This is a genomic window from Neobacillus terrae (assembly GCF_011393025.1).
GTDB classification, from domain to species: Bacteria; Bacillota; Bacilli; order Bacillales; family Cytobacillaceae; genus Neobacillus_A; species Neobacillus_A terrae.
This window is the reverse complement of sequence record NZ_JAAOEO010000013.1, coordinates 50,805-70,601: the sequence shown is the minus strand read 5'-3', so window position 1 is coordinate 70,601 and position 19,797 is coordinate 50,805. Positions and strand designations below refer to the sequence as shown.

Here is a 19,797-nt window from a genome sequence, read left to right as displayed (position 1 = left end):
GTAGTAAATTCTGATCAATTGCCGAAGCGGGTTATTGTGTGTGGACATCCACCGGAGAAATAGCTTACCTGTTTTGTGCTCCTGTTCGGTTAGGCGAGAATCGCAATTGCCGGGGTAAAGGCTGTGGAGATGGAGAAATCTGCTCTATTTATCATTGCCTCGCTGCGGGGAGTCAGGGCAGGTTCTATTTTGGCGATAGATGGCTTTGCCGATTCAGATTTGCTAGAAAACTATAATCCTCACACCGACAAGGTTCAAAAAGCAATTAAAGCGGAAACGATCATTGCTTTAAACGCACTTGCTTCCTTAAAGTAAGCCTGCAGAAGTTCTGCAGGTTTTTTCTTTTTTAAGTTTATGAAGGAATATGCTTAACAATAATAGAAACTATATAGTGGAATTTGAATGGAGAGGTGTTTCTTAATGATTACTAATATTTATCCTTACCTGGTTATGAACGGAAATGGACAAGAAGCGGTTAAATTTTATGAAAATGCGCTAGGAGCTAATGTTGTTAGTCTCCAAACCTTTGGTGATATGCCAGGCAATAGTGACAAGCCGGAAAGTGTAAAAAATCTTGTATTAAATGCTCAATTGAAGGCTGGGGATTTTAACCTCATGCTTTCAGATACCTTCCCTGGCAATCCTTATCAGGTTGGTGACCAAGTATCAATAGCTGTTTTGTTTGATAATCCGGAAACGACAAAGGAAGTTTATGAGAAGTTGAAAGAGGGCGGAAAGGTAATAATGGAACTCCAGCCAACTTTTTGGAGCCCATCCTATGGTCAGCTAACCGACAAATTCGGGGTCACCTGGCAGCTTTCAACAGACACAGCTAAATAAGAATTGTTTAAACACCATTTTAAAAAGTGGTGTTTTTTCTTTACCATTGCTCAAGCGACCAGTGAAATGTGATGAACGCCTTTTTTCTACAAAAGGGGAGTTTGGTAGTTCATATCCATGCTTGCAACACCATCGTCTATATGGGATCTTGTCGAACTAGCCTATATTCACAACCATAAATCCACGAAACTGCTTTGGGATTCCGCCAAACCTCGCTGCTATTCCGCCAAGCTGAACAATAATTCCGCGAAACTACTGCGGAATTCAGCCAAATCACGCTGCTAACTTCAACGTTAATCCAGAACTTAAGCTTTTGTTACTAATCTGCACATTTTCTCCTTAAATTTGTTGTATATTTAACATTCAGAAATAGGCATGCCTTAGTATGATTTTTATATTGTAAGAGATTTAAGGAGTTGATTCTGGCATGTATGAGATTTTCAGCCAAACAAGCAATTTTTTGAGTCACCCTTTTTTATCAATGGGCCAAAGCACTGAGAGCATTCCTCTGTTATCTGCTTTTATTCTGGGAATCGTCGGGGCGATAGCACCATGCCAATTTACAGGCAATCTAGGTGCCATTACGATTTATGTAAATAAGTCTGTTCAAACAAAGCTCGCCTGGCTCGAGGTTGTTTATTTTGTTCTTGGAAAAATCGTAGTGTTTAGCGGTATTGGGCTCCTTTTCTGGATTATTGGAAGTGAGGTAAAGGATCAGCTTATCTTACTGTTTCCATGGATGAGAAAAATGGTAGGTCCTTTATTGATTATTATCGGGTTGTTCATGGTTGGTCTTCTAAAATTCCATAAAACGATTACACTTGGTCATATATCTGAGCGGTTTACAAAGAAAGGAAATCTGGGGGCTTTTTTAATGGGTGTCAGTTTTACACTTGGATTCTGTCCAACCATGTTTGTCCTGTTTTTCCTTACATTAATGCCAATGGCTTTATCCGTTCCCTATGGGTCGGTTCTTCCTGCTATTTTCGCTCTTGGTACCTCATTACCCGTGATCATTGCAGTTTTTTTAATCGGTTATTTTGAACTGAGCGGGAAATTAATGAAAAAGAAGGGCCGGAAGCTGGGGGCCAAAATCCAGAGAATAGCAGGTGTGTTTATCCTGATCCTAGGTATCCTGGACACAATTACATATTGGAGTTTATAGAAAATAAAGGCGCCAACAAAAGGGCGCTTTTAAACGGTTTTAGAAATCTTTTTTAACACACTTCCATCCTCTCCAAAATTACACATGGCATCACAGTCACATCTTAGGTCGCTAAATAAGATATATGAAAAATTATTGTTTTCCATTGCCTATATGGATGGGCGCAGCAGCTGAGCTTTAATATCCTTTTAGCGTTTTTCCGGAGCCACTAAATAAAATTGGCAGGCAAAAAAATTGGCAGACTCATTTCTTTTAGTATTTAAAGTTAGGTAAAATCAATTCATGAAAATGTGTAAAAAGAATCTTTCTTTTTAAGTGGATATGATAAATTTCATTTGATTGTTTTGCACTGTTCATAGGGTCTTTAATTTGGCTTATTTCATAAAGGATTTCTGCTTTTAATAATCCTTCATAATGAATATCCAATGCTTCAAGAGCTTTTTCAAAGAGGATTAATGAAGAAGAAGTATCTTTAAGAAATTCCCTATGGAATCTACCCTCTAAATAATGATTTCTTGCCAGGAGAATCGGGTCAGTCACTTTTGATAAAAGTCGTTTAGTTTCGTTGAATAATTTTTGGACAAATGCTTGTTCTTCAAAGCGGGATAAAAGAACATAGATTCCCAATTGATAGATAGCCAAAGCTTTACCTCTGAACCGTTCGATTTCCGAAAGTCTGCCAATATCCGTTAAAAAGATTTCTTGCAATTCTTTCCGAATAGTTCTATTAGGCTGGGAGATTGCGATTGTGTAGACTGCCAGGGCCCATCCATGCAGAATACCTTCCTGGTCATTTGTTTCTTGAAATTTATGTCTTAATGATAATAAGCTGTCTTTTATATTCTGTGGAACATCATCTTCTAAATACCTAATTAGGAGTTTTATATAATCCGTTCCTATATTATTAATAGTATGTTGATGTACTTTGTTAATGAAATTTAAAGACTGGTATGTCGAGCCTATATATAGGTATAAGATAGAAAGATTATAATAGATATTGTCTATTTCTTCTTTGAAGACAGTTGGGTTTTCTTTAGATATTTCTAAAGCTGTATTCAACATTTCAATTGCCATTGAAGTTTTCTTTTGTATAAACAGGATGCTTGAAAGAGCGTTATAGGCTTTGATTTTTAATCTGGCAATATATTTACTGCTATCTTCTGTCTCAGTCACGCACGTTAAGAACTCCTGTGCTATTTGGTACTGTTCTGTTCTTAAGTAAAAAATACCCGAAAGGAAATCGTAATCAACCTTCATTCTTGGAATTTGATAAGCCTCTAGTTTGTTTTTAAATACCTTTAATTCCTCTTTTATATATTTCCAATGCTGCAATCCTATTAAATCTGCAATTTTGTGTTTTATATAATCAAGTTCTTTTATCTTCTCATTTATATCCGGATCGGCAAAATAGCTTACCGGAAAATTTAGTTTTTGACTAAATTTCTTTAACTCTTCGTCTGATGCTGTGGTATGCCCATTTTCTATATTACTCATTTTGCCAAGAGAACAAATGCCTTCGGCTAATTCTTCTAACGTGAAACCTCTTAACTTTCTTGCCTGTCTTATTTTTAGTCCGATCGAATTATGCCTGGGTATTTTGGTTTTCATATCCTCACATCACCTATTTATAAAGAATTTGTAGGTATATTTTACTATAAAAATAGAACAAAAAACTATGGTATTTTTAAAGATAATGAAATTTTTTCCAATAATTTTAAAAAAAATATTGAAAATTTCACTATGGTTTTTTATAATCAGTGTTATGTTACTGAAAACGGTTCGAAAGGCACGGGCTTTTCGTGGGTAAAAAGAATCATAAAACTTTAGAGCAAAGTTTTTGCTCAGGTCAAGGCCTTAAATGAAGGAGAGCAAAGACAGGTGAGAAAATTTCGCAATCTTTCAAATAGAGAAATCAATCTTTATGTTCGAAAAAACACTGCAAGAAGGAAATTGCGGGGAAAACCACCTGGTTTAACGGTGCCTTTTTCGAAAAAGCAAATAGTAAGCGGATTTTCCAGATTTTGTATATATAATTTTTAATATGGTCAGTGATATAATTTGTAATAGTTTTTTAATATTTGTAATGTTTTGTTTTGAATCTTTAAAATATGACTTTTATGATCCCCTTTAAGATCATCAGTGGAGCGATGCTATGAGTTATTTTGGATATGTTAAACAAATAAACGCTAAACAAACTGGTATGGTTTTCAGATTTGTAAAAAAAGGTGATGTCTTTATTCACACAACATGTGAAGGAGAATTGCTTAAAGATTTAGGATTTTCATCTGAGGATATTAATGGAAAAACACTGCATGATTTTTTCCCAAAGGATTATGCGGATATTAAAAACCAATGTTACCTTGAAGCTTGGTCTGGAAATGCTATTCAATATGAAACTGAAATTCAGGGGATTCTAATGGTTGCATCTTTAAGGCCCGTTATAAAAGATGGACAGGTTGTTGAAGTTGCAGGGATCAGTATTGACGTAACGGAAAAAAGAATAAAGTCAAGTGAAGTCAGCCAAAAAGATAGCTTACGCCAGACTATAATTTCTGAGGCATGCGAGTTACAAAGAGAGGCCCGAATCAAGAGTCAAGATAGAGATAAAGCTGATGCTCCTTTTAAATCGAGTTTAATAATTAAACAGTATAATAAAATTATTTTTATCCCGCTTAAGGATGTCATCTTTATTGAGAGAATAGGCCGAAAATCTGTTATACATACAATTAATAAACAGATTGAAACCTCTGAAGCTCTTAACAGTTTGATTCAGCAGCTTGATGAAAGGTTTGTTGGATGCCACAGATCCTACATTATAAATTTGGATTATTTAGAAGTTATCGAGCCCAGTAATCAGAGTTATACGATGCATTTTAAGAATTATACAAAGACAGCCAAAATATCTAAAAACAAAATAGGAGGCTTACTAAAGTATATATCTTAAAATTGAATGGAATAAAACACTAAAACGCCCCTTTTTTAGTTAATCAGAATTTATATCCATAAATTCTGAAAGCATAAGAAAAACTAGAGCAACCGCCAAAAATGGACTTGGCGGATGCCAAGTTTTTCTAATAGAAAAGCGAGGTGTTTTTCTTTTTGGAAGAAACCCTTATTAAAAGTGAAAACTTATGGTGAAAAAACTTTATACAAAAATGGATTGTTATGCAGCTTGGTAATTAGGACACACATTGCGAAGTAATTTTCGATAGACTCTAGCTGTTATTTACACAGTAATTTTTAAAATTGCGAATTATTGTTTGAAAGAATGAAAAATCTGCTTCACAACATAAAAAAGGAACATTAAAGGAAGGATTTCATGTTTAATCGGGATTGGACACTTATCTCTCTTTGTGATTTTATATTAGTATGAAAAGGGCATTCTTTCCTTATTTGCCCTGGATAGGCGGATCACACTGACTTTAGACAAATCCTTAACAAGTGTTTTAGAGAGGAATATATTAAAAATTGATTGTTTTAAAAGATTTTTTTGTGAATTTTTGTATTTTGTCTACTGGGATATTCATCATCCATCAAAATCTTAACAGAGAAAAATTCTTATCATTATCTCTATTTAAATGGAGACTTCTTGCTGGGAGTTTTCTGGGGGGATTTGGTGTCGTTTTAATGCAATTCGGAATACACGTGGATGGCGATGTACTTATTGACTTGAGAACAGTTGCTATCATGATAGCTGCATATCTTGGCGGGTGGGTATCCGCTCTGGTGGCGGCATTTATACTGATCATTTGCAGGTTGACTTTGTATCCAGTCTCCTTTTCAGCTCTCATAAATGTACTTGTATTGACAGCATCGACCATCACGTTTTCTATCATTACACAAACGAACATGGGGGTCGGGAAAAAATGGTCTTTTATGGCGGTATCATATGTGATTGTACTCAGCGTTACAATTCACATTGTCATACCTGATATAAGACAGGCATTCCTTATTTTCATTCAATATTCTTTTTCTATTTTATCTGCTACCTATGGTACATACATGCTTGGATCTTATCTTTGGCGCAATGATCAGGAAAATGAGCGGCTAAAACAGATTGCTCAAAAAGACCATCTTACCGGTCTGAATAATGTTCGTTCCTTCACCCACTCTCTTGATTCTGCGTTTTTACATGCACACGAGCGCCAGGAGGATTTATCTTTGCTTTATATAGATATTGACTACTTCAAGAAAATAAATGATACGTATGGACATCCTGCTGGCGACAAAGTGCTTCAGCAGGTTTCCAAAATTCTAACTAGGTCCTGCCGCTCTGTTGATATTGTTTCCCGTAATGGCGGGGAGGAATTTAGCGTTATTATGCCTGCTTGCGGCTTCGAATCTGCCAGAATTGTAGCGGAAAGGATTCGGCAGTCTATTGAACAAACCGTATTTGTGATAAATAAGGAAGCAGAATTAAGAATTACCGTTTCCATTGGACACGCTACAGCAAAGCAGGTGAACAGTCAGGTTAGTACCCAGCTTATAAAGGAAGCGGATGAAGGTCTTTATTTGGCTAAGAGAACTGGAAGAAACCGGGTTTGTTATTTTGAAAATTATCAATATATGAGTGTATCACGCTAAACAACCAGACGGGCCATTGGTGGTCTATGATTTTTACGAAAGTTTTCATCACAGAATAAAGAGTAATGAGGAGATATGTCAATGAAATCCCCTAAAGATGACACTTCGAGGGAAAATAACCGCATTTTACATCAAATAATCAGCCGATTAACAACCGGGAATGTTAGCAGTGAAGCTGAATTGCCATTTTACCGGACAATATTCCATAACCTGATTGAAAAGGCCCCAATCGGCATTTACATCATTGAAGAAGGCAGCTACTCCTATGTAAATCATTATTTCGCTGCTCTTCTTGGGTATACGAAAGAGGAATTAACAAAAGGACATGTATCTATTTTTGAAACCATCCATCCTGATGATTATCCAATCCTTCAGCGAAATATTGAGAAAAGACAGCAAGGAGATATAAAAGATGACCGGTATCGTGTGCGAAAGCTTAATAAAGACGGGAACCTGATTTATACTGAAATCTGCACGTCGATGGCGGTCATATACGGGAAAAAGGTTTTATTCGGAAGTGTTATTGATATCACAGAACAAGTAGCCGCAGAACAGCAGCTGGAAGAAAGTAATGCACAATATAAGTCTCTTTTTGACAGCAGTCCAGATGCGATTTACTCTATCGATAATGATGGAAATTTCATTAATGCCAATCCATCGAGTGAATTGCTTACAGGTTATTCCGTTCAGGAAGTCATCGGAATGCCTTTCATGCCTCTTATTGCTTCTGAAGATCTGCCGGAGGCGATCAAGCATTTTGATGATGCGAAAGCAGGAATACCGAGTAGTGCTGAGCTTCAGCTTTTACAAAAGGATGGAAAAAGAATTTTTATAAACGCAACCCATTTTCCTATGCGGGTAAACGGAAAAATTGTTGGGACGTATGGGACGGCTAGGGACATTACACAAAAAATCCTTTATGATCAGCAAATGAAGGAACTTGCTTTTTATGATCCGCTAACCAGATTGCCGAATCGGAAGTTATTTGAAGACCGCCTGGGGCAGATGATTAATCTTTCAAGAAGAGACCAGAATCCTTTAGCTATTCTTTTTCTTGATCTGGACCGGTTTAAGTTTATAAACGATTCTCTAGGGCATCAGGTCGGGGATGAATTTTTAAAACTGGTAGCCGAGAGGCTGAAGCAAACCATCCGTAAAACAGATACACTGAGCAGGCTGGCCGGAGATGAGTTCACGATTCTGGTAACTGATACCACTCAGGAAGAAGTCAGCCGTTTGGCAGAAAGCATCCATAAAATACTGTCTGACCCCTTCCATGTGTCAGGAAACTCGGTGACCGTCACAGCAAGCATAGGTGTTGCATTCAGCACAGGGGTTAATGATGATGTGCACGAACTAATTCGTCATGCGGACACTGCCATGTATCATACGAAGAAATTTAAACGCAATCATTTTACAATTTATTCGGAAGAATTGGACTTAAACGCATCTTATAAATTAACTCTTGAACGCGATTTAGCGTTTGCTGTTCAAAATAATGAATTCGAACTATATTATCAGCCTATTATGGATTTAAAAAGTGAAAGGATTTCCGCGATGGAGGCCCTGATTCGTTGGCATCATCCTGAAATAGGCCTAGTTCCACCAAACGATTTTATACCTATTGCGGAAGAAAGCGGGCAGATCATAGCGATTGGTACATGGGTCCTTGAAACAGCATGCCGCCAAAATAAATCATGGCAGGACGCAGGAATCCCTTCCTTTAAAATAGCTGTAAATATGTCCACTAAACAGCTTCAGCAGTATAACTTTATCGATACAGTAGTCCAAATATTGGAAGACACAAAGCTAGACCCGAGATGGCTGGAATTGGAGGTTACGGAAAGCATTCTTTTGGATGATGTTGAACTTATAAAAGACAGCTTAACAAAACTGAAAGAAATAGGAGTATCGATATCTATTGATGATTTTGGTACAGGTTATACATCATTGAGCTATCTCCGCCAATACCCGTTTGATAAGGTGAAAATTGATAAAATCTTTATTGATGACATTAGTCGGAACCTAAATGGGAAACGAATCACGTCCGCTATTATATCCCTGGCCCATAGTCTTAATATGGACGTAGTAGCGGAAGGAATTGAAAATGAAACCCAACTTGTATATCTAAAGGAAGAAAAATGTGATGGAGGGCAAGGCTATTTCTTCAGCAGACCAATGCCGGTTCATTCACTTAAGCTTAATTTATCGAAAAAATAAGAAGCTGCTGAATGCGGCTTCTTTTTCTTGTCGTTTAGGAAATTATAGATTTTCACCTTGTGGATAACTTCGAACTAGATTATTGTAATCCAGCTCCAGCACCCAGCCCCTCGGGGTCATAAGCCAAATCACTTCAGAAATCAGGATTTCCTACGTGATTCGTCTTATGCCTGTTGGGGGCCCACAGGATGTGGGTCAGGAAGGCGTTGCCACAGGACGTGGCGATTTTAGCCTTTCATCATCTGACCAGGGCGCTTGCGCCTTTTGTTCGTAACGGCAACACTCATGAATTTAAAAATAGGATGATTTAGATACTATCAACCAACATTTGTAAAAATTGTCTCGATTATATGAACTTAAGGGCATAAAATTAGGTTCAGCAAGTATAACAATTCAGTTATTTACGAGGGTTTCAATGGGATATGATCTCCTGAAAACTATAAAATCAACTAAACACAATGTGACAATTTCAGATATATTTTTGTCCAAAAGCTGCTTAGGTGATGAATAGAATTAATTCAGGCATTTTTTTTAAGCGGCAACCTTTTACTCTATTTTTTTCTTTTTAAATAAAATATCAAGATACAGAAAGAAAAAAAACCGAGTATTAATTTTCCTTCCCAGGACCAATCCATTACCTGTTTCACAGAGTATCCTTCAATAAGGATGGATGGGATTTTTCCCACTGAACTAGCCAGAGCAAAGGTAAAAAACCCTGTTTTACTAAATGCAGCAGCAATATTTACTGCGCCGGACGGAACAAACGGAAATGTCCTTAGCATGACAATTAAAATAAATGCCTCACCGCGACTAGTGTTCGATAATTTTTTAATGTATTTATTTTTGAAGAGTTCCCGTTCTCCAAGCGAGTTTATTCCCCATCTGTACAGAAGAAAGCTTGTCATCGCACCGCTAATCTCCCCAAGAAAAGAAATCAGCAGTCCCTTTGAAAATCCAAAAAAGGCCATATTTGCTGCCGTAAGAAAAACACTCGGGATAAATGCAAAAATACTAAATACTGTATTAAATAAAAGACTAGTGAAAAAAGCCCATGGACCGCTGGCCTCAAACCACGAGAGCAAATGTTGTTCCATATTAACCTCAATTTGATTTATTTATACCATTTTAACTTTCACTAACGTTTTTTCCTACACTTTGAATGTAAAGGGTGAATTATATAAACGCTAGACCTTGTCGATGTACTCGTTCTATTTTCAGGTGTTATAACAAAATAGTCCTGGATAAACAGTCCAATAAAAATTATATCTCAAATAAAAATATATTGAAAATTAGGTATATTTTGGTTACAATTTTCTTACATATATCGGGAAGAACCGACAGAATAAGAGGGGAAAAATATGACCTTAATGAGCTATATGGTCCGAACGCTATTAGTAGTCGTACCAGCTGTTTTGTTGATTGGCCTGGGAATCTCCTACGGAAATGGACTTGAGGGAGCTGCCTTTTGGTACACCATTTCTAGTACATTGGTGCTGGGTGCATTGGTAGGTGTACTGTCTTCTGTTATGAACTACAAAAGGTTTGTGGCGCCAATAAGTACCATTAGTTCTTTTATCAAGAGCCTCGAGCAGGGAGACCTGACTCAATCCCTGGCAGGTAAAAAGGTTGGCGAGCTAAAGCCTGTAGCTGAAAGCCTTAGTAATGCAACTTCGGCCTGGACGAATGTTTTAAAGGAAATCCAGGATGCATCAGTCGAGATGACCCTTCACTCACAGCAGCTATCAGAGGGTGCACAGCAAACTACTAAAGCAACTGAGTATATTTCCAATACGGTTGAAGAAGTGGCAGCAGGTACAGAAAACCAGGTAAACGGGGTTTACAGAACATCTGATGTTATTTCAGAAATGTCCGTCATGCTCAAACAGGCTGCGGCAAGTGCCGAGCAGGTAACCGACAGTATTGGAAGCTCTCTTGAAAAAGCAAATTATGGTTCGTCTTCCATCCAGACTGCCGGTCAGCAAATGAGTTCCATTCATCAAAATGTTAACCAATTATCCGATGTTGTTAAGGGTCTTGGACAGCGTTCCCTGGAGATCGGAAAAATTATTGAAGTCATTACTGGAATCGCTGCCCAGACAAATCTCCTTGCTTTGAATGCCGCGATTGAAGCTGCCAGAGCGGGAGAACAGGGCAAAGGTTTTGCGGTAGTTGCTAATGAAGTTCGTACTCTCGCCGAGCAATCTGCGAAAGCAACCCTGCAAATTAGCGAACTTGTGACTCAAATTCAAAATGAAACGGAAGCTGTTGTCCAAAATATGGGTGCTGTACAGCATGAAGTAGCTGAAGGTATGGGTGTAATGAGTGAAGCTGGTGAATCCTTTGCGGAGATTCAGGAATCAGTGAATGGAGTAAATGAACAGATCAGCCAGGTTTCATCAGCACTTCAGCAGATTTCCCAGGGTACAGCACAAGTAGTGGAATCTATAAGCGGCATTTCCCAGGTTGCAGCAGATTCTAGTAACGCAACTCAAAGTGTGCTTGCAGCAACAGAGGAGCAGGTTGCTTCCATGCAGGAAATATCGTCATCTGCCGCCTCGATGGCTGAACGAGCTGAAAGCATGCAAAAATTAATCAATACATTCAAACTCTAGCAAAAAAGGGTCCTTCAGTGTGAGGGCCCTTTTTAATATATTTATTTTCAAATAAAATTTCGACATTTTCTGCCGATATATATATTGAGATATTTAGTTAAAGAAATATAAGGGGCTGCTGTCAATGGATGAAATTAAACAAATGAAATTTAAGAGCCTTAAGGCTCGGAATCTGGTAATGCTAGTTACCTTTTTAATATCCCTTGCTGTTGGAGAGGGATATAACATTATGAATCATTTAACCTTTCAACTAGTGGTTTATGGTGTAGAAATGGCTGTCTTTGCAGGTCTTTATTTTATCCTTGGAAAGATTTTGAAAAAAGATCAGCTCTTTCCACATTTGAGCATCATCGTCATTTATATCTGTACAATATTGACAATTGTTGTGGGAGGAGGAAACGTACCCAACTACCAGATTATTGCGTTCCTGCAGGTTTATTCCGTTATTCAGCTGACCACATCCACTTTTGTTCTGGGTTCCAGCCTTGGACTGGTCACTTTAATTGTGAACTTTATATTTGCTATTGACGAGGCCACTAGATTGGCTTTTCCAAGCGGTCTGCTGACTTACCTTCTAACCGGACTCTCTTTGTTTATGCTGGTGAAATTTAATAAGGAGCAGAATGTCCAGGTTGGCGGCCTCCTAATAGAATCAGAAAAAAGCAGAGATGAGAAGCAGGCCCAAAAGGTACTGCTCGAGCAGGAAGTTGCTCAAATGGCTGAGCGAATTGACAGTATTAATAAGCAAATCCAGCATAATACCGGGGCACAGCTTGAAATGAAAACGGCTGTAAATGAAGTAGCCTCTGGAAGCATGTCCCAAAGTGAACAGGTTTCGGCAATCGCAGGAAATTCCCGTTCGGCTGTAGTTGCCATGAACGAAATGGAAATCGTTACAGACCAGCTTTTCCAGGAAACGGCGACTGCCCGTGCTATTGCTCAAAATGGCGAAGAGAAAATGAATGTACTTCAGACTGTAATGGATGATTTAAAGCAAATCATTACAGAGCTTAATGCTACATTTGAAAGCTTGACAAGCAAGATCCAGGAGACAAACGGATTTGCCGATACGATTAAAGATATTACGTCCCAAACTAATCTCCTTGCCTTAAATGCAAGTATAGAGGCTGCAAGAGCAGGCGAGGCGGGAAGAGGGTTCTCGGTAGTGGCGGAGGAAATCCGTAAACTAGCTGAAACAACTAATTTAACTACAGAAAATATCACCCGCAATTTAGCGGAGGTCAATCAGACAAATATCACTGCACTTGAAAAAATGTCCCAGAGTGAGAAGAAGTTTAATGAAAGCCTTGGCACCACCAATGATGTGGCGGCATTTTTTGACCAGCTAAATGAGACAGTTCTCGAGCTGAACAGCAAGTTCCAAAGCTTCGAAAGTCTTGTTAAGGATGTAAAAACAAAAGCTTCCGATGTTGAAATTTCCACTAATGAATTGGCTGCGATTGTTGAACAATCCTCTGCAGGTCTTGAGGAAATGAGTGCTACTATTGAAACAATCAGCGATGATAATGTTCAAATCGCCGCTTATATGGATGATTTATCAAATAGTGCAGAAAAAATAAAAGATACTTTTCGTGAAGAATAATATAGTCATAATGGAGTGAAAACAAAACAATGAGCAATGCAACCATGATTACAAAGCTATTAAATTCTGCTATTCACTCCATTAAAGCGGTTATCCCGCTTGAGGTGGAGATAAAAAAGCCCAAAATGGCCCAGACAAATGAAGTCACTTCCCATCTGGGTGTATTAATTGGGATGACGGGGGAGTGCAAGGGCCAGTTGATTTTAAAAGCAGAGCCTTCAACTTTTGGAGAGATTGCTAATAGCATGTTTGGAATGAAGGTTGAGGGAGAAATGCTCTTTTCATTTACCGGAGAGCTTGGCAATATGCTGGCAGGAAATATGACAACCTTTGCCTCACAGCAGGGAATATCAATGGATATTACCCCGCCTACTGTTATCGAAGGAAAAACAACGCTCCACAACATTAAAAACCCGGTCGAACTGCCTATCAATGTAAGCGGTGCCGGAGAAATGTCCTTTTTATTATCCATTGCCGAAGCTTAGAAAACAAAAAGAGCCACTGAGGCTCTTTTTTTGTTTCCGTCCCGAAGTCCAAGCTTTCGTTCTCTTTTTCCCTATCAGAGTTGAATTTCGGCCACGCAGTTCCCCTTCATTCGCAACTGTTTTTCCCTAATCTGGATACGTTTTCTACGCCTTCTGAAATGGCCAGAAAAAACAGTTTTCGAGGGACAAAAGTGGACGAGTGGTTCCTGACTTGGGAGTTCAACGGGAGACATGGAATTCTCCTGAATCTCTAGCGAGGCTTTGCTTACCTCCCATGGTTCGTGCAGGATGTCTCCTCGCAATATTTCATAGGCGCCTTTTGTAAATAAGACGTACCGTTCATATAGAAATTGCTCAAGACTGTCCGGCACCGACTCTTCAGGAGGTGATACAGGCCTGTAGACCGCCTTAAAGTTGGCGGGAGTATCTGTGCTCAAAACGCGTTTGCTTTCAAAGTGAACCTTATCCTCTTTTTTCTCAAAGTCCATGGATGCATTTTTATAAGGAAGGGAAAGGATCCTTGCCCCCAGGACTGCAAGGGGATGACTGGCGTCCAGTGAAAAAAAGAATATCCCTTTTACCCCATTATGTTTTATATACGTCCGCACATTCAGCTCCAAATACTCGTTAAAAAGCGGAATTTCAGGCACCTTCCTTACGCGCTGGCTATTGACCTGAAAAGGGATAATTCCAATCCATGCGGTGCCATTGTAGGTTTCCAGCTCCAGCTCTTCAGGAATAAGATTTCTTAAGCTTTCTGCTGATACCGGCCAATGGATAAACAATAAGTTTTCCCAGGTTTGCGTCATAATCCATGGGGTTTCAGGGAGAGGATAGGAACGTCCGTTTTCTTCCACAAAACAACATCCTTTCATAATATACTTATCTCTACATTTACTCTCATCGTATTTTTTAAAACATTTGGCCACTCACGATTGACATTCAAACGTTGATTTGAATAAGATATATTCAAACGAACATTTGAATAAGTGGGTGAAAAAATGAAGGAACACGATGTATGCGAGGTTACTTGCGTTGATACTGACAAGGTTGAGCGCATTCAAAAGCTGCTAAAGCCTAATAATATTAGTAACGTTTCCAAAATTTTTAAAGCTTTATCAGATGAAACCCGAATGAAAATAGCGTACTCCCTCACAATAGAGGAAGAGCTTTGCGTTTGCGATGTTGCGAGTATCGCTGGTGCAACAACAGCAACTGCGTCGCATCACCTCAGACATTTAAAAAGTCTGGGGCTGGCAAAATACCGTAAAGAAGGCAAGCTTGTTTTTTACTCACTAGATGACGATCATGTTAAACAGCTGATTCACCTGGCATTTACCCATCAACAGGAATTAAGCGGCCGGGCAGAGCCGGTTGAAAAGAGGTGACCTCATGTCTATAGCAAACTCTCAAGCTTCAGAAAAACAAGTATACCGAGTTCAAGGCTTGTCCTGAGCAGGCTGTGCTGCAACGTTCGAAAAGAACGTGAAACACCTGGATGGTGTTTTGGATGCAAAAGTGAATTTTGGCGCTGCCAAACTCACGGTATACGGAAATACAGAAATCAAACAGCTGGAGGAAGCGGGAGCTTTTGAAAAGCTCGTCATCCAGCCGGAAAAAGGGGAGCAGCGTCCGACTGTCAAAGTCCCTTTTTGGAAAAAGTATTTTCTGCTCGAAATATCTTTTTTACTTATTATTCTCGGATATTTAGCGGGTGAGAAAAGCCTTCCCGGAATCCTTTCATTTGCTGCAAGTATTTTAATTGGTGGCTATCCTCTTTTCAAAACTGGGCTGAGAAATCTAGCTAAACTGCAATTTGATATGCGGACTCTCATGACACTTGCCATTATCGGGGCTGCGCTGATTGGCCAGTGGAGCGAAGGTGCTGTTGTGGTTATCCTCTTCGCTATCAGTGAAGCGCTCGAACGCTATTCCATGGACAAAGCGCGCCATTCTATAAGCTCTTTAATGGAAATGGCCCCAAAGGAAGCAATCATCATAAAGAACGGCAAAGAAGTAATTCTTCAAACCGAGGATATTGAAATTGGAGATATTATGCTGGTAAAGCCCGGCCAGCTGATTGCTATGGACGGACTTGTAATAGAAGGGAATTCAGCTGTCAATCAGGCTGCCATCACCGGTGAATCAGTCCCTGCAGCTAAAGCAGAGAGTGATGAGGTTTTTGCCGGAACCCTTAACGGAGAAGGACTGCTTAAAATCAAAGTTACCAAAATTGCAGAAGACACAACTATTGCAAAAATTATCCACCTTGTCGAAGAGGCCCAAGGTGAAAAGGCTCCTTCCCAGCGCTTTGTCGATCGGTTTGCACAATACTATACACCGGCGATCATGATCATTGCGGCACTAGTCGCTATCATTCCTCCACTGCTATTTCATGGAGATTGGAGCGCGTGGATTTATCAGGGTCTTGCCGTTCTCGTCGTCGGCTGTCCTTGCGCCCTGGTGGTTTCCACCCCGGTTTCGATCGTCACCGCTATCGGCAATGCAGCCCGAAACGGTGTGTTGATTAAAGGTGGGAACTATCTGGAGGAAGCAGGAGCCTTAAAAGCGATCGCCTTTGATAAAACTGGCACCCTGACAAAAGGTATCCCAGTGGTAACAGATTTTATTACTTTTGGAAAAAGAAAAAACCGCGATCATATCCTCGCTGTTATGGCAGCGCTGGAGAGCCGTGCCAAGCATCCGCTTGCCTCTGCCATCATTAAATTTGCGGAAAAAGCTCCTGACTTCTCGGTTGAAGAGTTTACTTCAACCCTTGGAATGGGGATTGCCGGAAGTGTAGACGGCACGCAATATTTTGTTGGTAATTTAAAAATGATTGAAAAGAAAGCACCAGATATTATCCTTCCTATCATTCGGGACGAATTCCTGCGCCTGCAAAAGGATGGGAAAACTGTGATGGCTATTGCGGACCGCGAAGAAGTTCTTGCGGTTGCAGCTGTTGCAGATGAAGTCCGCAGCACGAGCAAAGAGGTTGTTTCACACCTTTATAATCAGGGGATCGAAAAAACCATTCTGCTTACTGGAGACAATCATGCGGCTGCGGAGGCAATTGGAAAAACAGTCGGTATGACAGATGTAAAAGCTGAACTTCTGCCGCAGGATAAGCTTCATTTTATCAAAGAACTGCAAAGGGATTATGGCACTGTGGCCATGGTAGGAGACGGAGTCAATGATGCTCCGGCACTTGCCACTGCAGCAATAGGGATTGCCATGGGCGGTGCCGGGTCGGATACCGCACTCGAAACAGCAGACATTGTACTCATGAATGATGACCTGCGAAAGCTTCCTTTTACGATAAAATTAAGCAGAAAAACCCTAACAATCATAAAGCAAAATATAACCTTCTCTCTTGTTATCAAGCTGATTGCTCTCTTACTTGTGATTCCTGGATGGCTTACCCTGTGGATTGCCATCTTTGCAGACATGGGCACAACTCTCCTTGTCACTTTAAACGGTTTGCGGCTGTTAAAAGTAAGGGAAAAATAAATGGATATGCTCGGCAAGGGAAAAAGCTTTTCCTCTTATAAGGATGGTTCGTTCATTAATAAGCCTTTTAGGAACGTATATTGGCATTCCAGTTGAATCTCTCCATAGGAAAGTGGGATATCAGTTTACCCCTGCTGGAAGACCAAAATATAATGTTTCGGGGAATGAATCGTAAAATAATCTTAAGAAAAAACTAACAGCAATCCTGGTTATGGATTGCTGTTTTTGTAATTTAGATGGTGGTATCGGGCTGCTGGGAACAGTTGAATGTTCCTTTTTCAATTTGAATGGTAGTATGTTCAATACCAAATTGATCATGGAGCTCTTTGGTTATCCTTTTAAGCAATTCATCGTTATCTTCTATAGAGGAACGAACGATATGTGCTGTCATGATCGCTTCTGTAGTACTCATTCCCCAAGCATGCAAATCGTGAACTTCCAGAACAGTCGGTATTTCACAAAGATAACTTTTAATCGCCTTAATGTCGATTCCTTCAGGAACAGCATCAAGGGAAAGATTAAGGGATTCTTTTAAGAGACTCCATGTTCCAAAGAAAATGACAATGACAATCACCAGACTGACAGTCGGATCGAGCCATTCCCAACCTGTCCATAAAATGATAAAACCGGCCACCACAACACCGAGGGATACGAGGGCATCTGCTGCCATATGCATAAATGCGCCTCTGATATTTATATCGTTCTTCCGTCCCGACATAAAGAGCAATGCAGTAATAGTGTTAATTATAATCCCAATTATGGCGACAATGATGACAGTTTTCCCTTCAACCGGCTGAGGAGAGGAGAAACGCTGTATGGCTTCCCATGCAATGGCACCTAAAGCGACTAGGAGGAAAACCGCATTGAATAAAGCCGCTAAAATGGAACTTCTTTTAAATCCATAGGTCCTTTTTTCTGATGGTCCTTTTTTGCCAAGCCAAACGGCAATCCAGGCAATTCCCAGACCGAGGACATCGCTCAAATTATGTCCTGCATCTGCAAGCAGTGCCAAAGAGTCACCAATAACTCCATAAACAACTTCTATAATAATGAACACGGTATTCAGGATGATCCCGCCCCCGAATGCTAATCCGTAATTTCCCGGTTCATGGTTATGTCCATGCCCCCCATGATTATGATTATGCGACATGAAAAATCACTCCTATAAAATTAATTATGGCATGCATGGTCGATGGCTTGCTGCAGAAGATCCAGGATATGCTGGTCGTCATGTGAATAATAAACAGTATTTCCTTCCCGCTTAAACTTCACAAGCCGAAGATTTTTTAAAAAGCTTAATTGATGGGAAGCAGTCGATTGGTGCAGTCCCAATTCCTCTGCAATCTCATTTACCGAGCATTCCTTTTGGGATAATAAGTAGAGGATTTTAATTCTTGTACTGTCTGCTAATGCCTTAAAGGTTTGGGAAACTATAAAAAGAGTCTCCTCATTTAACGATTTTATTTTAGCCTTTTCAAAGCCCTTTTCATCCCCATCCATATTTGAAACCTCCAATAAAATACTCTAAATTAGTATATGCTCATATGTGCATATTGTCTAAAAAAAAGCCAAAAAATTCAAACTCAAATCTAATACGAAAAAGCCCCAAACTGGATTTAAAAAGGGGCTTTTTTTTATTACTCTTCAAAGCTTATGACATTATAGTAATTTCCTTCGCTAATAGGCTTTTTTAAATCATAATTCATTAAGTAGTTATGGAGTGCTTCAGAATCAATAACTGGGTAGTTAACCTGCTTTGAGTTGGCTACTATTTCATAAGATGTTAGATTCTGAGACAAACTTTTTGTCATATCGGTCAATGTCGCATCGTGGACAGTTTCATCTATTTTCTTTTTACATTTGGCTATATCCTCTTCGAGACTTCGTAATACTTCTTCCTTTGAATAACCTTGGTTGGCATTTTTAATCACCGCCATTTAGTAGGATGGAGTATCTTTTATCTCAGGATCTATATTCATCTGCTTTTTTCCGGATTTCTGAAAGATCAACAGTTTTACTAGGAACGGATTGTTTTAATTCTAAAATTTGCTCTGCTGCATCCTCGTATAAGAGCCCATTGTCAAAGACCACTTCATATAGGTAGACATCTGATTCGGTATCTAACAAAAGAGTAAGCTTCAGCCTAGAATAATTAAGAACACTATCTTCATCGCCAAGACTTAGTTCTTTATCACTTTGGTCAGATTCATTAATAAGCAGCATTTTTCTGGCATTATTTTCTTTTGTATAACTTAATGGAACCCCTCCTATTAAGGTTAGTTTCCTTAACTTTTCTTTACACTTTTAAAGATTTCCTAAACATGGTAAAGACTAGAAGTGTTTTTATATAGAATAGGAATTCCATTTAAAATTAAATTCTATCAATATTTAGAATTTGACAGTTGCAAATTACTGGATTAGTTTTTAGAATGAGTTCAATGGGACCAGAAAATAATGAGGTGTTATACTTGTTGATCAAATATTTGGCGGCACTCCTTCTGCCTGGACTGCTTGTCCTGCTGTTTACCAGAGTTTGCTATAACCGTGTAATTGCACTTATTTTAACAGTTGCATTAATAGCCACATCTGTTTATAAAGGGTATACGCATACCATGACACTAATCATTATTGATGCCTTTTCTTTAACGGCAGGCTTTTGGCTGGCTTCTAAAATGAAGCCAAGAAAAAGCGGAAGCCGTTCATGAATATAGCCTGCTGGCTCAAAACCGGCAGGCTATATTTTTTGCCTATAAAGTGCCTCATAAAAACAGTAAAAAG

19 protein-coding genes are annotated in these 19,797 nt (G+C 39.2%); 12 read left to right on the top strand and 7 right to left on the bottom strand.

The annotated features are described in order from the left end of the window. Nucleotides 1-99 precede the first annotated feature (99 nt). The 3 genes from G8761_RS17720 to G8761_RS17710 all read left to right on the top strand — a co-directional run bounded on the left by G8761_RS17720 (nt 100) and on the right by G8761_RS17710 (nt 2,005). Entirely contained in the window at nt 100-315 is a 216-nt protein-coding gene (locus tag G8761_RS17720; protein ID WP_338000988.1) for a phosphorylase family protein, read from the top strand. A 105-nt stretch (nt 316-420) separates the two neighbouring features. Continuing rightward, nucleotides 421-840: a VOC family protein gene (locus tag G8761_RS17715; protein ID WP_166029079.1), complete on the top strand. Its 420-nt coding sequence runs from the start codon at nt 421-423 to the stop codon at nt 838-840. A gap of 427 nt (nt 841-1,267) precedes the next feature. Further along, on the top strand, nt 1,268-2,005 hold the full coding sequence (locus G8761_RS17710) for an urease accessory protein UreH domain-containing protein (RefSeq protein ID WP_166029077.1): 738 nt from the start codon (nt 1,268-1,270) through the stop codon (nt 2,003-2,005). A gap of 252 nt (nt 2,006-2,257) precedes the next feature. Here G8761_RS17710 and G8761_RS17705 read toward each other — a convergent pair whose 3' ends face one another. Continuing rightward, nucleotides 2,258-3,613: a helix-turn-helix domain-containing protein gene (locus G8761_RS17705; RefSeq protein WP_166029075.1), complete on the bottom strand. Its 1,356-nt coding sequence runs from the start codon at nt 3,611-3,613 to the stop codon at nt 2,258-2,260. Between the two features lie 544 nt (nt 3,614-4,157). On the opposite strand from G8761_RS17705, the gene G8761_RS17700 reads away from it, so the two are divergent. The 3 genes from G8761_RS17700 (at nt 4,158) to G8761_RS17690 (ending at nt 8,809) form a co-directional block, all read left to right on the top strand. Then, nucleotides 4,158-4,949, top strand: a complete 792-nt coding sequence (locus G8761_RS17700; protein WP_166029073.1) for a PAS domain-containing transcriptional regulator — start codon at nt 4,158-4,160, stop codon at nt 4,947-4,949. A gap of 548 nt (nt 4,950-5,497) precedes the next feature. Beyond that, on the top strand, nt 5,498-6,589 hold the full coding sequence (locus G8761_RS17695) for a diguanylate cyclase (RefSeq protein WP_166029070.1): 1,092 nt from the start codon (nt 5,498-5,500) through the stop codon (nt 6,587-6,589). A gap of 81 nt (nt 6,590-6,670) precedes the next feature. After that, nucleotides 6,671-8,809: a sensor domain-containing protein gene (locus G8761_RS17690; protein ID WP_166029068.1), complete on the top strand. Its 2,139-nt coding sequence runs from the start codon at nt 6,671-6,673 to the stop codon at nt 8,807-8,809. 551 nt (nt 8,810-9,360) lie between these two features. Here the strand turns inward: G8761_RS17690 and G8761_RS17685 are convergent. Next, a complete protein-coding gene (locus G8761_RS17685; protein ID WP_166029066.1) occupies nt 9,361-9,903 on the bottom strand; it encodes a TVP38/TMEM64 family protein in 543 nt (180 codons plus the stop codon). 264 nt (nt 9,904-10,167) lie between these two features. Between G8761_RS17685 and G8761_RS17680 the strand changes: the two genes are divergently transcribed. The 3 genes from G8761_RS17680 (at nt 10,168) to G8761_RS17670 (ending at nt 13,509) form a co-directional block, all read left to right on the top strand. Then, nucleotides 10,168-11,421 carry a methyl-accepting chemotaxis protein gene (locus G8761_RS17680; RefSeq protein ID WP_166029064.1) on the top strand — a complete coding sequence of 418 codons (1,254 nt, stop codon included), beginning with the start codon at nt 10,168-10,170 and terminating at the stop codon, nt 11,419-11,421. Nucleotides 11,422-11,545: 124 nt separating this feature from the next. Beyond that, entirely contained in the window at nt 11,546-13,024 is a 1,479-nt protein-coding gene (locus G8761_RS17675; protein ID WP_166029062.1) for a methyl-accepting chemotaxis protein, read from the top strand. A gap of 29 nt (nt 13,025-13,053) precedes the next feature. After that, nucleotides 13,054-13,509, top strand: coding sequence for a chemotaxis protein CheX (locus tag G8761_RS17670; protein ID WP_166029060.1), 456 nt, complete (start codon nt 13,054-13,056; stop codon nt 13,507-13,509). A gap of 74 nt (nt 13,510-13,583) precedes the next feature. Here the strand turns inward: G8761_RS17670 and G8761_RS17665 are convergent, their stop codons facing one another. Next, on the bottom strand, nt 13,584-14,366 hold the full coding sequence (locus G8761_RS17665; protein ID WP_166029059.1) for a DUF2071 domain-containing protein: 783 nt from the start codon (nt 14,364-14,366) through the stop codon (nt 13,584-13,586). A gap of 144 nt (nt 14,367-14,510) precedes the next feature. On the opposite strand from G8761_RS17665, the gene G8761_RS17660 reads away from it, so the two are divergent. Both G8761_RS17660 and G8761_RS17655 read left to right on the top strand, forming a co-directional pair. Beyond that, nucleotides 14,511-14,897 carry an ArsR/SmtB family transcription factor gene (locus tag G8761_RS17660; RefSeq protein ID WP_166029057.1) on the top strand — a complete coding sequence of 129 codons (387 nt, stop codon included), beginning with the start codon at nt 14,511-14,513 and terminating at the stop codon, nt 14,895-14,897. A 4-nt stretch (nt 14,898-14,901) separates the two neighbouring features. Beyond that, a complete protein-coding gene (locus G8761_RS17655) occupies nt 14,902-17,019 on the top strand; it encodes a heavy metal translocating P-type ATPase (RefSeq protein WP_166029056.1) in 2,118 nt (705 codons plus the stop codon). A 232-nt stretch (nt 17,020-17,251) separates the two neighbouring features. Here G8761_RS17655 and G8761_RS17650 read toward each other — a convergent pair whose 3' ends face one another. The 4 genes from G8761_RS17650 to G8761_RS17635 all read right to left on the bottom strand — a co-directional run bounded on the left by G8761_RS17650 (nt 17,252) and on the right by G8761_RS17635 (nt 19,242). Further along, nucleotides 17,252-18,169 carry a cation diffusion facilitator family transporter gene (locus G8761_RS17650; RefSeq protein ID WP_166029054.1) on the bottom strand — a complete coding sequence of 306 codons (918 nt, stop codon included), beginning with the start codon at nt 18,167-18,169 and terminating at the stop codon, nt 17,252-17,254. Nucleotides 18,170-18,189: 20 nt separating this feature from the next. Next, complete coding sequence (locus G8761_RS17645; RefSeq protein ID WP_166029052.1) at nt 18,190-18,519, bottom strand: ArsR/SmtB family transcription factor; 330 nt, start codon at nt 18,517-18,519, stop codon at nt 18,190-18,192. Between the two features lie 137 nt (nt 18,520-18,656). Beyond that, on the bottom strand, nt 18,657-18,956 hold the full coding sequence (locus G8761_RS17640) for a hypothetical protein (RefSeq protein WP_166029050.1): 300 nt from the start codon (nt 18,954-18,956) through the stop codon (nt 18,657-18,659). Nucleotides 18,957-18,981: 25 nt separating this feature from the next. After that, nucleotides 18,982-19,242, bottom strand: coding sequence for a hypothetical protein (locus G8761_RS17635; protein ID WP_166029048.1), 261 nt, complete (start codon nt 19,240-19,242; stop codon nt 18,982-18,984). Between the two features lie 245 nt (nt 19,243-19,487). On the opposite strand from G8761_RS17635, the gene G8761_RS17630 reads away from it, so the two are divergent. Further along, nucleotides 19,488-19,724 carry a DUF2198 family protein gene (locus G8761_RS17630; RefSeq protein ID WP_166029046.1) on the top strand — a complete coding sequence of 79 codons (237 nt, stop codon included), beginning with the start codon at nt 19,488-19,490 and terminating at the stop codon, nt 19,722-19,724. The last annotated feature ends 73 nt before the right edge of the window (nt 19,725-19,797 follow it).